At 31.2% G+C, this 15,913-nt stretch carries 11 protein-coding genes; 1 reads left to right on the top strand and 10 read right to left on the bottom strand.

What is annotated here, in order from left to right; translation table 11 throughout:
- Positions 1-60: 60 nt before the first annotated feature.
- Positions 61-651 carry a carboxymuconolactone decarboxylase family protein gene (locus FIA58_RS18255; RefSeq protein WP_140964139.1) on the top strand — a complete coding sequence of 197 codons (591 nt, stop codon included), beginning with the start codon at positions 61-63 and terminating at the stop codon, positions 649-651.
- Here FIA58_RS18255 and FIA58_RS18250 read toward each other — a convergent pair.
- The 10 genes from FIA58_RS18250 to FIA58_RS18205 form a co-directional block, all read right to left on the bottom strand.
- A complete protein-coding gene (locus FIA58_RS18250) occupies positions 648-3,113 on the bottom strand; it encodes a glycoside hydrolase family 2 protein (protein ID WP_140964138.1) in 2,466 nt (821 codons plus the stop codon). The two genes, FIA58_RS18255 and FIA58_RS18250, sit on opposite strands and share 4 nt — an antisense overlap.
- The gene (locus tag FIA58_RS18245) at positions 3,106-3,777 is read right to left on the bottom strand and encodes a copper homeostasis protein CutC (protein WP_140964137.1); all 672 of its coding nucleotides are present in this window, start codon (positions 3,775-3,777) and stop codon (positions 3,106-3,108) included. Before FIA58_RS18245 ends, FIA58_RS18250 begins: the two co-directional genes overlap by 8 nt.
- Positions 3,777-4,769, bottom strand: a complete 993-nt coding sequence (locus FIA58_RS18240) for an isoaspartyl peptidase/L-asparaginase family protein (protein ID WP_140964136.1) — start codon at positions 4,767-4,769, stop codon at positions 3,777-3,779. Before FIA58_RS18240 ends, FIA58_RS18245 begins: the two co-directional genes overlap by 1 nt.
- 1 nt (position 4,770) lies before the next feature.
- Positions 4,771-7,032, bottom strand: a complete 2,262-nt coding sequence (locus FIA58_RS18235) for a beta-N-acetylhexosaminidase (RefSeq protein ID WP_140964135.1) — start codon at positions 7,030-7,032, stop codon at positions 4,771-4,773.
- 155 nt (positions 7,033-7,187) lie between these two features.
- Positions 7,188-9,701 carry a sodium-translocating pyrophosphatase gene (locus FIA58_RS18230; protein WP_140964134.1) on the bottom strand — a complete coding sequence of 838 codons (2,514 nt, stop codon included), beginning with the start codon at positions 9,699-9,701 and terminating at the stop codon, positions 7,188-7,190.
- Between the two features lie 111 nt (positions 9,702-9,812).
- Positions 9,813-10,343, bottom strand: a complete 531-nt coding sequence (locus tag FIA58_RS18225) for an inorganic diphosphatase (RefSeq protein ID WP_140964133.1) — start codon at positions 10,341-10,343, stop codon at positions 9,813-9,815.
- A gap of 109 nt (positions 10,344-10,452) precedes the next feature.
- Entirely contained in the window at positions 10,453-11,058 is a 606-nt protein-coding gene (locus FIA58_RS18220; protein WP_140964132.1) for a DNA-3-methyladenine glycosylase family protein, read from the bottom strand.
- Between the two features lie 103 nt (positions 11,059-11,161).
- A complete protein-coding gene (locus tag FIA58_RS18215) occupies positions 11,162-13,648 on the bottom strand; it encodes a DUF5686 and carboxypeptidase-like regulatory domain-containing protein (RefSeq protein ID WP_140964131.1) in 2,487 nt (828 codons plus the stop codon).
- Positions 13,649-13,715: 67 nt separating this feature from the next.
- Positions 13,716-14,693: a pyruvate dehydrogenase complex E1 component subunit beta gene (locus tag FIA58_RS18210; RefSeq protein WP_140964130.1), complete on the bottom strand. Its 978-nt coding sequence runs from the start codon at positions 14,691-14,693 to the stop codon at positions 13,716-13,718.
- Positions 14,694-14,863: 170 nt separating this feature from the next.
- On the bottom strand, positions 14,864-15,868 hold the full coding sequence (locus tag FIA58_RS18205; protein WP_140964129.1) for a PKD domain-containing protein: 1,005 nt from the start codon (positions 15,866-15,868) through the stop codon (positions 14,864-14,866).
- Between the last annotated feature and the right edge of the window lie 45 nt (positions 15,869-15,913).

Here is a 15,913-nt window from a genome sequence, read left to right as displayed (position 1 = left end):
GCCTCTAAAGTGACACTTCTTATTTAAGCTTAGCTAAAGAAAAATTAAAAAATTAAAAAAATGCCATTAGTAACACCATTATCAGCAGATCATGATAAAGAAACACAAGAATTAGCCGCTTTTTTTAATGAGACCCTTGGGTTTTGTCCTAATTCTGTTTTGACCATGCAGCATCGTCCAGCAATTTCAAAAGCTTTTATCAATTTAAATAAAGCTGTAATGGAAAACCAAGGTCTTGTTTCTTCTTCATTAAAAAGAATGATTGCTTGGGTAAGTAGTAATGCAACAGGTTGCCGTTATTGCCAAGCTCATGCTATTAGAGCTGCTGAACGTTATGGTGCCGAACAAGAACAATTAGATAATATATGGGAATACAAAACGCATTCTGCTTTTTCTGATGCAGAAAGAGCCGCATTAGACTTTTCGTTGGCTGCTTCACTTGTTCCAAATGCAGTTGATGAAACCATTAAAACTGAATTATACAAATATTGGAATGAAGGAGAAATTGTAGAGATGTTAGGAGTTATTTCATTGTTTGGTTATTTAAACAGATGGAATGATTCTATGGGGACAACCTTAGAAGAAGGTGCTATTGAAAGTGGCAATCAATACTTAGAAAAAAAAGGTTGGGAAATTGGAAAACACATTTAATTCAAAATATCAAATAACGTTTTTACCATTATATTTTCTGAAGGTTTCGAAAGCGTAATTCTATAAACTTGACTAGGCAATACATCGAAATAATTATCACTAAAATGTGTATTTTCATTAGTTGACAGATACACATTCTTTGCTAAAACATCAGAAGAAATTTCAATAGTTAAATTATCAATGTGTCTGATTTTTACAATTGGTTTCGTCAACGCTAATCTTTTGGGTTTAACCCAAAAAAAATGAGTTACTACTTTTTTCTCATTTGAAATAAATGCAACAGATAGTAGTGATTTTTTTAGATTTTTTTTATTGATTGCTACTTTTGGAAGAGAATAGTACACTTTACTTGAGTTAGCTTCCACTTCTTTATCTAAACTACTTTCTGAAACTACCTTTCCATTAAAATGGATAGTTTTGATGGTTAATTTACCCCTAAAGTTTTTCAAATTATCATTAACAATATAAATTTTGTAACTGTCACCTTCATCAACAACTGAAATAAGTAAATTTTCAAAGCTTTTCTTAGCTTGATACTGAAACGCTTTCCAATTTCCATAAAAATCTACTGAACTCCATGAAGTAACAGGCCAACAATCATTTAACTGCCAAAACAAAGTTCCCATACAATTTGGCTTTGCTCTTCTATGTGCTTCAATTGCTATTTTCATTCCATTAACTTGCAATAATTGAGAAACATATATATAATCTTCAAAAGCTTTTGGAATTTCGTACTCTCTTTTCATGTACTCTTCAATAGTCTCATAACCCACAAGATGCTTTTGATGCAGTCTAACTGTTTCAGATTTTAAATTTAAATCTTCAGATGCAGTAAACGACTTAAAAGTTTGTAAATTTGGCATTCCTTGAAAACCGTATTCACTCATAAATCTACCTACTTTCTTTTCATACATTTCAAAAGGTTCTTTCCCCCACCAAACGCCCCAATAATGAGAATCACCTTGCAACATACTTTCCTTTCTTCCCCAACCAATTGATGGTGATGATGGCCAATAAATGTTCTTTTCTTTAGAAAGTAAGCTATCTAATGTTTTTGGAATTAACTGATGGAATAATCGCTCATAATCATTCCAAATTTTAGTTGAATCTGTATTGGAATACTTATATTGTTTTTGCCAACCCCAATTATGCCATGCTTCGTTATTTTCATTATTACCGCACCAAATGGCTAATGAGGGATGGTTTTGCAAACGATTTACATTATCGATTATTTCTTGTTTTACATTTCCCAAATAACCTTCATCTCCAGGATACATAGCGCAAGCAAACATAAAATCTTGCCAAACAAGGATTCCATTTTTGTCACATTCGTCATAAAAAGCATCACTGCCATAAATTCCTCCACCCCAAACTCGTAGCATATTCATATTTGCATCAACTGCATCTTTAACTCTTACTTTATAAATAGAGTCAGTTACCCTTGGTAAAAAACTGTCATCAGGAATATAATTGGCTCCTTTCATAAAAACTGGAACACCATTTACTTTAAAATAAAAACTTGCCCCAATAGCATCTTTATCTTGAACTAATTCGATAGTTCTGAGTCCAATATTTATTTCTTTTGTTTCAATTGTAACTTTATCATCAACCAAACTGATTTCAAAAGGATACAAATGAGCTTCTCCTAAACCATTTGTCCACCAAAATTTTGGATTTTTAATTTCATATGGTGTTAGAATTCTATTTATCCCTTTTTTTATATCTAAAACAGTAATAGCATCATTTATTTTTAGAGCAATCTTTCTCGATTTAGCAGCTTTAATTTCAGTAATAATTTCTAAAACAGCTTTTTGCTTTGTTAACTCTAATTGGTTGTATTTTACGTTTACCAATGTGATATCGTTCCAGAAATTAAGTTTTACATCTTTCCAAATTCCAGCTGTTACAAATCTTGGACCCCAATCCCAACCGAATTGATATTGCGCTTTTCTTGTAAAAATCCGTTCATCAGGTGGTAAAGTATAAGGAAGTTTTTCAGCTTGTTTTTTTCCTTCAACAACAGCCGATTTGAATTTAATTTCTATTTGATTTTCTCCTTCAACTAAATAGTTTTTTATTGGAATTTTCCAAGTTCGAAACATATTATTAACTTCTAGAATTTGCTTTCTATTAAGAGAAACAATTGCATAAGTATCCAACCCATCCAATTGCAAATCGATATTTTGATTTGTGATTTCAGATTTTGTAATAGTAAAAGAGGTTTTGTAATTCCAATTTTCATTTTCAATCCATTGCAACTCTTTTTCATTGGTTCCGTAAAATGGATTTTTTATTAAATTGTTAGCTAGCAAATCTGTATGAACTGTTCCAGGTACATTTGCAGGAAGCCAATTCTCCTTATTTTCTTGTTTGAATTTCCAATTTTCATGATTCAAACTACGGACTACATTTTGACTTAAAAGTAGCATTGGAAACAAGCATATAAAAAGAAATTTAAGCATTTAGAATGGCTTTTAATTTTTGAATTTCAATTGGATTTGCTATTTTAGAATCATCAATAATAGCTGAAGAATGAAAAAAAATCGCTTTTGTTTTTTGCTCAATCATTTTTAAATTTGATGAACGCAAACTTCCTCCTGGCATAATGGTTATTCTTTTATTTGCCTTTTGAACTAATAAATCTAATTGACTTATGCCTTCGTTAACATTTGTAGCATTCCCAGAGGTTAGAATGGTTTGAAAACCACATTCAATAAGTTCTTCTAATGCTTCTAAAGGATTTTGAACCTCATCAAAAGCTCTATGAAATGTACATGGAAAAGGTTTAGCTAGTTCCACTAAAGATTTATTTACTTCAATATCAATTTTATTACCATTAGTTAAAACACCAAAAACAAAACCATCTACTCCAATATCTTTTAATTCAAGAATTTCTATATACATCATCATTAATTCATTCATTGTATAAACAAAATTTCCACCTCTTGGTCTAATCATAACAAATAAATCAATACTTAATTGCTTCCTTGCTTGTTTTATAATTTCTAGACTTGGAGTTGTTCCTCCTAAATGCATTTTAGCACAAAGTTCTACTCTATCTGCTCCATTTTCTTGTGCAATTAAAGCAGACTCTAAATTAAAACAAGCAATTTCTAATTTTGCCATTATCTTAAAAAATAATCAGAATCCACTAATTTATTTCCTGAAGTATCGTAAACTGCAAAATTGAATCCGCCTTGAATACAATAAGCACCATACTCCCCTTTTTTATTTAAAGCAATAAAACCTACTTGAATATCTTTAAGATCTTTATTCCTGTTTTTAGTCAGTTTTACAATACGAGTAACTGCTTCTTCACAAGCTTTTTGAGGAGACTTCCCTTGACGCATTAATTCCACTACCAAATGACATCCTGCAATTCGGATTACTTCTTCACCATGACCTGTTGCAGTTGCAGCTCCAATCTCGTTATCGACATACAAACCAGCACCTATAATTGGAGAATCTCCCACTCTACCATGCATTTTATAGGCCATTCCACTTGTTGTACAAGCACCTGAAAGATTTCCGTGAGCATCCAATGCAATCATTCCAATTGTATCGTGATTTTCTATATTAGCAATGGGTTTGTAGGCACTTGTTTTTAACCATTCTTTCCACTCTTTTTCCGAAGCTTCCACTAATAGATTTTCTTTTTGAAAACCTTCTGATAAAGCAAACTGCAAAGCACCTTCACCAACTAACATAACATGTGGTGTTTTTTCCATTACAGCTCTAGCCACAGAAATAGGATGTTTGATGTGTTCTAGAGCAGCAACCGAACCAATATTAGAAAATTCATCCATAATACAAGAATCGAGTGTTACTCTTCCATCTCTATCTGGTCTTCCACCAAATCCAACACTTCTTTCATTAGGATCTCCTTCAGGAATTTTCACACCAGCTTCAACAGCATCTAATGCCCTTCCATCACTTTTAAGAATTTCCCAAGCAGCGTCATTTGCTTGCAATCCAAAATTCCAAGTTGAAATTACTATTGGTTTATTTACTTTTTTATTTTTTGCAATTATCTCTTCTCCAGTTGACTTAAATGAATTTAAAGCTAAACCTACTGACGCAACTGCAGTAGTTTTTAAAAAATCTCTTCTATTTCCCATATTAGTTTACAAGTATTTCATCAATAAAAAGCCAAGCTCCATTTCCTTCTCCTGGATTTCCTTTTGGAATCACACCAAAATTTTCTACGGTTACTTTTACAAATTTTGCTTCTATTTTATTGAATTGTATATTTATTATTCCTTTTAAGTCTTCTATTTCTTGAGCCAAAACCCTTTCTTGGATTTCAAAATTTATTCCATCTATTGAAGTTTCAATTGTTATTTCTTTAGGTAAATAAATCCAGCTGATTTTACCATCAAAAACATTAAATTTAATTCTTGAAATTGTTTCTGTTTTATTAAAGTCTATCGTTGCTACCGCATTTTTTCCGTTAAACCCTAACCAATCCTTTCTAAATTTTTGAATGTCTCCAAAAACACCATTAATTAACGTAAAAGGATTTCCATTTGAAAAATTTTTACTTGGAGAAAACTCTAATTTAATTGATTTTGCAGTAGATTTTGAAATTAAAAAATCTTGGTCAATTCCGTTTCCTTTTTCTATTCCATCTTCAAAATAGGAAGCTCTAATTTTTTGATTTTTTATTATAGGAATTGCAACTGTGTATTTTTCTGAATTCAAATTAGGTTCAGAGTTATCAGTTGTATAACGAATATTTGCATTGTTTTTTGATTTTAAATCAAAAAACAAAGTTCCATTTTCTTCTTTAATAGTCGCTTTAATATTATATATAGCTTCACTATAATTTATCCCTTTCCTATCTAAAACAGGCAAATGATGAATTAATCGACTTTCAAAATCTTCATATTTATTTGAATTTGAAGTTCCCCAAAGTACTTCAGACAAAGCCATCATTCTTGTCATTATCATATATTCTACATGCTTTGTTGTATTCATATATTCTGTCCAAACATTCGCTTGAGCACCTAAGACATATTTAGCTTCTTCACTTGTTAATTCATTTGGGATAGGATTATAAGAATATGCTTTTTCAACTGTTGTATAACCCCCAATTGCTATGGGTTCGTCACTAGGATCTGCTTGATAATGATCAAAATAACAATACGAATCAGGTGTCATTACTACATAATGCTTTTCTTTTGCTGCAGCAATTCCTCCTTCTGTTCCTCGCCAACTCATTACAGCTGCATTTGGAGCCAAACCACCTTCAAGAATTTCATCCCAACCAATAATTTTTCTACCTTTTGAATTCATAAACTTTTCAATTCTTTGAATAAAGTAGCTTTGCAATTCATGTTCGTCTTTTAAACCGTTTTCTTTAATTAATTTTTGACAATGTACACATGATTCCCATCTTGTCTTTGGACATTCATCTCCACCAATATGAATATATTCTGACGGAAACAATTTTATAACTTCTGTTAAAACATCTTGTAAAAAAGTAAAAGTTTCTTCTTTTGGGCAAAAAACATCATCTAAAACACCCCAAACTTTTGCTACTTCAAAAGGTCCATTTGTACAAGCAAATTGAGGATAGGATGCTAATGCTGCCATTGCGTGTCCAGGCATTTCTATTTCTGGTATAATAGTAATATGTCGTTCTTTAGCATAAGCAACAACTTCTTTAATTTGATTTTGCGTGTAAAAACCACCATATTTTATAGTATCAAATTTTTGATCTCTATAATGACCAATCATTGAGCCATTTCTCCATGCTCCCTTTTGGGTTAATTTTGGATATTTTTTAATTTCAATTCGCCAACCTTGATCATCTGTTAAATGCCAATGAAAAGTATTTAATTTGTAGGTTGCCAAATAATCGATATATCTCTTAACAAATTCAACAGAAAAGAAATGACGTGCTACGTCGAGATGCATTCCTCTCCATTGAAACTTTGGTTCATCAAATATGGAAATAGCATTCAATGTAATTTTTGAAGACTTTTCATAAGGAGTCATTTGTAATAAAGACTGTATTCCATAGAAAATCCCTTGATTGTAAGGTGCATAAATTACTATCTCTTTTTCAGAAATAGTAAGATTGTATCTTTCTTGATTCCAATAAGGGTCAATTGGACTCATTATTTTTAATACTATTTTTGAAGAAGAAGAATTAGCATGAGATATTTTTAAATCTAAACCTGTTTGAGTTTTTATTTGCTCTTGAAGATATTTTGCTTCAAAAGAATTTTCATCAGCTTGAATTGTAGTATTTTTATTTAATATAAATATTCCTTTTTTATAAGTTACATTTTGTGGTTTTGGAATTATATTATTTTGATTTTGTGCAATACAAAAACCAGACAACACTAGCAAAGCAAAAAGATTAAAAAATCGCATAAAACTATTTTATAATATAAATTTATTAAAAGAAATTCTATAAATAAAAATTCTTAGAACTTTATTTATAATTAAAGTTTCTTATACTGATACTAAATATAAAATCTCTTTCAAATTGCTTCAAAAGAGATTTTATATTTAATAATTTGAAAAGATTATTTTTCTAAAGCATCAATTGCCGCTTTAACTTCAACCTCAGTTCCTTCAAAGAACTTTTCAGTAATAACTTCTTTTCCATCAACAACTTCAATTATTGAAACGATAGCCTTTACTGTACCGTCTTCTCCTATCGTTTTTTCAACCTTTACCTCTCTAGTTACTTCTTTATGATTGTGATCGTCGTGATTTAAACTGTGTATTACTTCTCCTTGCAACATTTTACAATTAGGATTCATACATCCTTTTTCAATACATTCAGTTTCACTCATTGAATTACATTCAACAACAGCTCCATGCTTATGACAACAAGAACCTAAAGCAATATCTGGATTTGCAGAATGACCACCTAAAATTGGTGCGATTACTAAACCTATTAGACAAGTTAATTTGATTAAAATATTCATCGATGGACCAGAAGTATCTTTGAAAGGATCACCGACAGTATCACCAGTTACAGCTGCTTTGTGAGCATCAGAACCTTTATAAGTCATTTCTCCATTAATTTCAACACCAGCCTCGAATGATTTTTTTGCATTATCCCATGCGCCACCCGCATTGTTTTGAAAAACAGCCCAAAGTACACCTGAAACAGTAACTCCAGCCATATAACCACCGAGCATTTCTGCAATTAATTGGTTATTATGCGGATAAACCAATTTACCCAATAGCACAATTATGATTGGGAAACCTATTGTTAAAACACCAGGTAACATCATTTCTCTCAAAGCTGCTTTTGTAGAAATTTCCACACATTTACCATATTCTGGTTTTCCAGTTCCTTCCATAATTCCTGGAATTTCTTTGAACTGACGTCTCACTTCGTAAACCATATCCATAGCTGCTTTCCCTACAGAGTTCATCGCTAAAGCAGAAAAAACTACAGGAATCATCCCTCCCACGAATAACATTGCTAATACTGGAGCCTTAAAAATATTAATTCCGTCAATTCCTGTGAAAGTCACATAAGCAGCAAACAAAGCTAAAGATGTTAATGCTGCCGAAGCAATTGCAAAACCTTTACCTGTTGCAGCCGTTGTATTTCCTACTGAATCTAAAATATCTGTTCTTGTACGCACTTCTTTTGGTAACTCACTCATTTCAGCGATTCCACCAGCATTATCAGAAATTGGTCCGAATGCATCAATTGCTAATTGCATTGCAGTTGTAGCCATCATTGCTGAAGCTGCTAAAGCTACACCATAAAAACCAGCCAAAGCATAAGAAGCCCAAATAGCAGCCGCAAATAACAATACTGTTGGGAAAGTTGAAATCATACCCGTTGCCAAACCAGCAATTACATTTGTTCCTGCTCCTGTCGATGATTTTTGCACGATTGCCAAAACAGGTTTTGTACCTAGACCTGTGTAATATTCAGTTACTGAAGAAATAATTCCTCCAACAGCTAATCCAACAATTGTTGCATAAAATACACGCATTGAAGAAATCTCTTTTATTCCCTCTCCAAAGAAATTCATTTTCATGGTTTCAGGCAACATATAATCAACTAAAAAATAACAAGCTATCAATGTCAAAGCAATTGAAAACCAGTTCCCTATATTTAATGCTTTTTGGACTTGTGCTTCTTTTGCATCATCACTTGATATTTTCACTAAAGTTGTTCCAATGATAGAAAATAAAATTCCAAAGCCAGCGATTGCCATTGGTAATAAAATTGGCCCTATTCCTCCGAAAGCATCTTGGATACTTCCATCCATATCTTTAATTACATAGTTTCCAAGGACCATAGCTGCTAAAACAGTTGCAACATAAGAACCAAATAAATCAGCTCCCATACCTGCAACATCTCCTACATTATCTCCAACGTTATCTGCAATTGTAGCTGGATTACGAGGATCATCTTCTGGAATACCAGCTTCCACTTTACCTACTAAATCAGCTCCTACATCTGCAGCTTTTGTATAAATACCACCTCCTACACGAGCAAACAAAGCAATTGATTCTGCACCTAGAGAAAAACCTGCTAAGGTTTCTAAAACAAGTGTCATATCATCAGTAGAGGACCACTGACCATCCATAAAATAATTGAAGAAAATAATAAAAAAAGCTGTTAGTCCTAAAACTGCTAATCCTGCTACACCAAGTCCCATTACAGTTCCACCGCCAAAAGACACTTTTAAAGCATTAGGTAAGCTAGTTCGAGCTGCTTGAGTAGTTCTAACATTTGTTTTAGTTGCAATTTTCATTCCCATATTTCCAGCCAAAGCTGAAAAAATAGCACCAACAATAAAAGCAATTATAATTAAATAACTAGTAGTTGATACAAAATAAGCTATTCCAGCTAAAACAACACTTGCTCCAATAACGAAGAAAGTCAATAGTCTATATTCTGCTTTTAAGAAAGCTAATGCTCCCTCATATATATAATCGGAAATTTCTTTCATTTTCCCATCTCCAGCGTCTTGCTTTAAAACCCAGGCTCTTTTATAAAACATAAAAGCTAAACCTAATAATGCCATAATAATTGGCATATAAATCATTATTGAATCCATAAAGTTTTTTTGGTTGTTTTAGTTAAACATAATTTATCGTTCTTAACAAAAATAAACAAAAAAGGCAATATTACTACTGAATATTGCCTTTTTTACATTTTTTATCTTAATTTATTTAATACTAAATAATCCTTCAGGTTTATTTGGTATTTCATTAAATCGTTGTGTACATTTCACAAAAATTTCTTTTGCTTCTCTAACATCTCCCCAACCTTCAACATCTACTTTCTTGTTTTCTAAATCTTTGTAAACTTGGAAAAAATGTTCAATCTCTTTTAATAGATGCGAATTCATATCTCCAAGATCATTTAGTTTATTCCAAATAGGATCCGAAACAGGAACACAAATTACTTTTTCATCAGGGCCTTTATCATCTGCCATATGAAAAACTCCAATTGGTTTCACTTCCATAACACAACCAGGAAATGTTGGTTCAGTAACTAATACTAAAACATCTAGTGGATCGCCATCTAATGCTAAAGTTTCAGGGATAAAACCGTAATCAGCTGGATACATCATAGATGAGAATAACATTCTATCGTATCTGATTTTCTTTAAATCGAAATCATATTCATACTTATTTCTACTTCCTTTTGGAATTTCTATCAATACATCAAATGTAGTAACTTTATCTGCTGTCATGTTTTTTTAATTTTAAAGCGGGTGCAAATGTAATCATTCTAGATTTTTTTAAAGAATGAATTATTAATTTATTTTAGTACAAAACTAAAAATAATTGTTATTTAACAATTTAATAAACCAAAGGTTCTCTATTGCGTTTTTTTAGATAATAATGCCAAAAAAAATAGGTCGCTAATGATGAATAAGGCTTCCAATTTTCTGAAAGCAATATCATTTCTTCTTTTGAAGAAACTGGATATAACTCTTTCAAAGTGTTCTGTAAAGCAATGTCTCCAATAGGAAAAACATCTTCTTTTTGAAGACAAAACATCATATACACTTCAGCAGTCCAATTACCAATTCCTTTTATTGTTGTTAATGCTGTTTTTATTTCAGGTTCTGTTTTCTCTGCAAGTGTTTCTAATTGTAATTCTTTATTTAAAACTGCATTTGAAAGCGCTTTTAAATACACCACTTTTTGTTTTGAAATTCCATTATTTCTCAAATCTTCATCAGCAGTTTTACTTATATTTTCTGGATTTACAACTTCTAATAAATTTTCTAGTTTTAGGTAACATGCTTTTGCAGAAGCTAATGAAACTTGTTGTTCTATAATTAGCTTACACAGCGATTCAAATCCTTGAGGCCTTGTAGAAATTGTAGGTTCTCCATACAAATCGAATATTTGCTGAAATACAATATCTTTTTGAAGCAAATAAGAAATGGCTTCTTTCATATTTAAAAGTTTGTGTTAGCGGTTGCAACGGCATCCTTTTTTGTTTTTCTTTCAAAACAAAAAAGATATAGTGGAAGACGCGACCTGAAAGGGAACACTCAAATTAAAAATAAAACCCGAATGAAGCTTTTACTGTAAACTTGTTTGCATCTGGAATAGTTAAATAACTACCTCTCCAAGCAAAATCAATTCTTAAAACCTTAAAAATATTCCCAATTCCTGCGTTATATTCCCAATATATATCTTCTGGAGATCTGTAAAGTAATCCCGAAGCATTAATTAAACGATTTTCTTCTGAAACCGTTCCATAAACACCTTTTATACCTACAATTTCTCTCCAATTTAATTTTCTAAGCAAAGGAATTCTAGAAAACAATCTACCATTAAAATGATGCTCAAAATGAAGTGACGCATATTCATCTGCCACAAAGTCATAATAATCCAACAGATTATAGGTATTATCTATAATAAAATAAGATTGATTTCCTGGGATAACACCCATTAAACCTAAAGGAATTTGCCCAAAAGTTTTTCCTAATTCAAGAGTTGTAAAAAGTCTCCCAAAGCCACCAACCAAAACAGGTTGGCGATAATAAAACTGTACTTTTTGATAATCAAAGTCACTATCCATAACTCCTTTAAAGCCTTGACTGTAACTTAGGAAAATTCGGGCGTAATTATTATCTACTAATAAACGTTCTACACCATAACCAACTGTTCTTCTTTTCGGAGTAAACTCAGCCACAAAATTAATTTCAGATTGTTTTACCTTACTTTCCGTTGTTGTTTGCGAATCATCTGTATAATAATTCAAACTAAATTCGTCTGATGCAGATTCTAAAGTTCTGTAAGAGAAATTAGTTTGAAAAGAAACATTTTTAACTGGCTCAATTTCAAATCCTAAAGTTGTTAAATTTACAGACGTTAATTTATTATTTGTACCACTAGAAAACAAAGAAGAAGAAGCAAAACTTCTACCTAAAACATCATTTGATGTCGTAAGACTAACTCCTATTTGCTCTACATCTCTTCTATTTCCAGCAGAAAGGATAATTCGATTCTTTTTATCCACCATCCATTTTCCTGAAACTCCGTATTTAACTTTATCATCTTTAAAACCATACGCTAAATATCCTTGTAATCTCCATAAATCATTACTTCCAAAATAGGTTCGTCCACCTACACGAGTCCTAATCCCTTCCACATCATTATATCCAAAAGTTGAAAAAATTGGACCGAAATCCATTTTCCACTTTGGTATTTCAATGTAACCACTTCCAAGAATTGAAGCTAAGTTATAAATTCTTTTAAATCGGGGCACTTCCTTCAAAGTATCGAGCATTTTATAAATACCTGCTTCATTTTCATTAAGTTCTTCAAAACGATTCCCATCCCAATACTCCTTAGAACGGTTAAAAACCTCATTATCATAATAGTTAACCTCTTCTTTATAGAATTTATCTTCTTTCTTAATATCAAATTGATGATTTCTAGCCAAAGTAGTTCGTTTTCCATAAACTCCTTTCGACTCTTCTTTTTTAGAAAAACTAAAATCTGACATCATGTAGTCTCTCTTCAACAAAAAGACAGAATCATTTAAAACATCATATTCTTGCTCAATATAAATCTCTTTAACCCAGTTAATATTGGCACTCTTACTGGCTTCTAAATTTATTTTTTTTATAGCAAATGTAGAATCGTTTACCCAAAAATCACCTTTAAAGGTCAATTCATTTTTACGTCTTGGATAATAAACTATATTATAACACCATTTATTATCGATGTACATACTATCATTAAGCACATAGTTATAAACATTAATTCCTGTTCGAGATAATGGACTTACAAAATCCTTGTCAAAGAATTTTAGGTAATTATCGTAAATATCGTAATCCGCATACAAATCTTTAATAAATGTATTTACACCATCCCCCGAACTAAAACCAGAATTTTTATTAGCTTCAATTATTTCTTTAAATTTTTTTGCTTCATTATCTCCATATATTTTACTTAAAGTCTCATTAATAAAAATAGGCAAGAATGTCTTTCCAGAAATATTAGACGTATCAATCTGTTTAAATACAAACTCCATTCCCTTGAACATTTTACTATTCATAAAAGCTGAATCAATCGTATTTAAATCAAATTCAACTTTTTCATACTTATCATACTCATACTGTTTAAACATTTTAAGACCGTTTTTCCTTCTTCTTTCCCAAATTTTCCTAAGAATATCTAGAGCAGGGTTGTCTTTTTTTGAAGTCTTTCCAGAATAAACAACAATCTCTTTTAATTGAGTACCCTCTTTTAAAACTATTTTCAAATTAGTATTCAAACCGGGTTTTAATGGAATTTCTTTTTTCTCGAAACCAATAAAAGACACTTCCAAAAAAGAATAATTTTGTTTCGATTCGAAATAAAAATTACCATTTTCATCTGTAATAACACCTTCTCTTGAATTTTTGAAAATCACATTAGCAAAAGGAATAGGTTCATCAAACTCATCAATCACTTTACCTCCTACTTTAGTTTGAGCAACCCCAACAAAAGAGAAGAATATAAACAGGCAAACTATTTTTTTTATATACATATTTTAAAATTCAAAAAAAAACTTCATCAATTCCTTGATGAAGTTCCAAATATAGTAAGTTTTTTCTTTACTTGTAAGCAACTTTCTTAACTGCCTTGATAACATCATCAGCATTTGGCAACCATTCTTTCAATAAAGCTGGTGAATATGGAGCTGGAGTATCCGCAGTTGTTATTCTTTGTATTGGAGCATCTAAATAATCAAATGCTTTTTCCTGAACCATATAAGTGATTTCAGATGCTACACTTGCAAAAGGCCAAGCTTCTTCTAAAATAACTAATCTGTTTGTTTTTTTAACAGAGTTCAAAACTGTTTCATAATCCAAAGGTCTTACCGTTCTTAAGTCGATAACTTCACAAGAAATACCTTCTTTTGCCAACTCATCAGCTGCAGCAAAAGCTTCTTTTAAGATCTTACCAAAAGAAACAATAGTCACATCAGTACCTTCTCTCTTTACATCAGCAACACCTAATGGTAGCGTATATTCTCCTTCTGGAACTTCTCCTTTATCTCCATACATTTGTTCTGATTCCATAAAAATAACAGGATCGTTATCACGTATAGCAGATTTTAAAAGACCTTTAGCATCATACACGTTTGATGGAACTACAACTTTTAATCCTGGGCAATTTGCATACCAGCTTTCGAATGCTTGTGAATGAGTAGCTGCTAATTGACCTGCAGAAGCAGTTGGCCCTCTAAAAACAATAGGAATATTAAATTGTCCTCCTGACATTTGTCTCATTTTAGCTGCATTGTTAATTATTTGATCAATTCCAACTAACGAGAAATTAAAAGTCATAAACTCAACAATCGGTCGATTTCCATTCATTGCAGAACCGACAGCAATACCTGCAAAACCTAGCTCAGCAATAGGAGCATCTATAACTCTTTTAGACCCAAATTCATCAAGCATTCCTTTAGAAGCTTTGTAAGCACCGTTATATTCAGCCACTTCTTCACCTATTAGATAAATAGACTCATCGTGACGCATTTCTTCGCTCATTGCCTCACAGATAGCTTCTCTAAATTGAATTGTCTTCATTGTATATTTGTTAAATTTAAAGATGTAGTGCCAAAAAACACAACACTTATTCTATATATTTTAATTTATTGCATGGCAAAAATAGGAAAAAATTAAATTATTATATGATGATAATTTAATTATTAAAATTTTAATATTAACGATAACCTTTTCGTAAACCATAAATCAGGCTAAAAAATGGACTTATATTTTTTATCAATTAAAATAATTACAATACAATCATCTTTAACTTTTTGAATCGATATGTTCTTCAGTTTAATTTTTTCTTTTTTCACTTGGTAATAAAACTCCTTTAATGAAGTTGTTTTTTGATCTTTAAAAACAACTGTTGGTAAATTATATTTACAAAAATATTTCAAGAAGTCTTCATATGATATTTTGTTATTAGTAACCAATTCAAACACATCTTCAATTTTATTTGCATCAGCTCCACCAATTTCAGGTCCTTTTTCAACCTTAACAACATTATCTTCTTCAGGTGGTGCATCTGGCACATTTTGAAAAGGATTAATTGGTATTGTATTTCTCTTTCTATCTGACTTAGTAACCTGCTCTTCTTTTTTAGGCATAACAAAAATTACTTTTGTAGCCACATGTGTATAGTCATCATTTACTACAAGAGAAATCATTTTTCTGCCCGGACTTGTAAAAGTATAACTACACTTTTTATCAAAAGAATCTACTTTATTTTTTAAATTCTCACCAAATCTCCATTCCCAAGATTGAGCTGAATCTGTATTATCTTCAAAAACAATTTCCTCTCCCTCCATTACATAATTTGGCACATTAATTTTAGGAATTAGCGATTGATCAATAGAATTTTTCCGGGGCAAAATTGCGACAACACGTTGAACAGTACATTTATTATTAATTACTAATTTAACTAAATACTCCCCTTCTTTGTCAAATGAATGAGCTACTTTTGAACGAAACGCAATTTGAGAATTATCACCAAAATACCATCTCCATGAATCTGCGTTTTTAGAGTCATCCGAAAAAATTATAAACTCACCAACCATAAAAGAAGGAGCATCTATTTTAAATTCTTTAGCATTACATTCTGTCTCATTATTTAATTTATAAATAATTATTACTAATGAAAGCAATACAACAGCCGAAAATACCATAGGTATTTTTGCATCAAAATATTTTTTAAATGGGGTTAAAATAAACATACTGTTATTAAATTACTTTTCAAACGAAGTAGATTTCAGAATTAT

This window comes from Flavobacterium jejuense, from assembly GCF_006491595.2.
GTDB lineage: Bacteria > Bacteroidota > Bacteroidia > Flavobacteriales > Flavobacteriaceae > Flavobacterium > Flavobacterium jejuense.
Note: the sequence above shows the minus strand (reverse complement) of the source record. Positions and strands in the feature narration are given on the sequence as shown.

Bases quoted from the DNA above. Each gene is read 5' to 3' on its own strand.
- FIA58_RS18240 (WP_140964136.1), bottom strand. From the start codon at position 4,769: ATGGGAAATAGAAGAGATTTTTTAAAAACTACTGCAGTTGCGTCAGTA.
- FIA58_RS18210 (WP_140964130.1), bottom strand. From the start codon at position 14,693: ATGAAGACAATTCAATTTAGAGAAGCTATCTGTGAGGCAATGAGCGAA.
- FIA58_RS18255 (WP_140964139.1), top strand. From the start codon at position 61: ATGCCATTAGTAACACCATTATCAGCAGATCATGATAAAGAAACACAA.
- FIA58_RS18250 (WP_140964138.1), bottom strand. From the start codon at position 3,113: ATGCTTAAATTTCTTTTTATATGCTTGTTTCCAATGCTACTTTTAAGT.
- FIA58_RS18225 (WP_140964133.1), bottom strand. From the start codon at position 10,343: ATGACAGCAGATAAAGTTACTACATTTGATGTATTGATAGAAATTCCA.
- FIA58_RS18215 (WP_140964131.1), bottom strand. From the start codon at position 13,648: ATGTATATAAAAAAAATAGTTTGCCTGTTTATATTCTTCTCTTTTGTT.
- FIA58_RS18235 (WP_140964135.1), bottom strand. From the start codon at position 7,032: ATGCGATTTTTTAATCTTTTTGCTTTGCTAGTGTTGTCTGGTTTTTGT.
- FIA58_RS18230 (WP_140964134.1), bottom strand. From the start codon at position 9,701: ATGGATTCAATAATGATTTATATGCCAATTATTATGGCATTATTAGGT.
- FIA58_RS18245 (WP_140964137.1), bottom strand. From the start codon at position 3,777: ATGGCAAAATTAGAAATTGCTTGTTTTAATTTAGAGTCTGCTTTAATT.
- FIA58_RS18205 (WP_140964129.1), bottom strand. From the start codon at position 15,868: ATGTTTATTTTAACCCCATTTAAAAAATATTTTGATGCAAAAATACCT.
- FIA58_RS18220 (WP_140964132.1), bottom strand. From the start codon at position 11,058: ATGAAAGAAGCCATTTCTTATTTGCTTCAAAAAGATATTGTATTTCAG.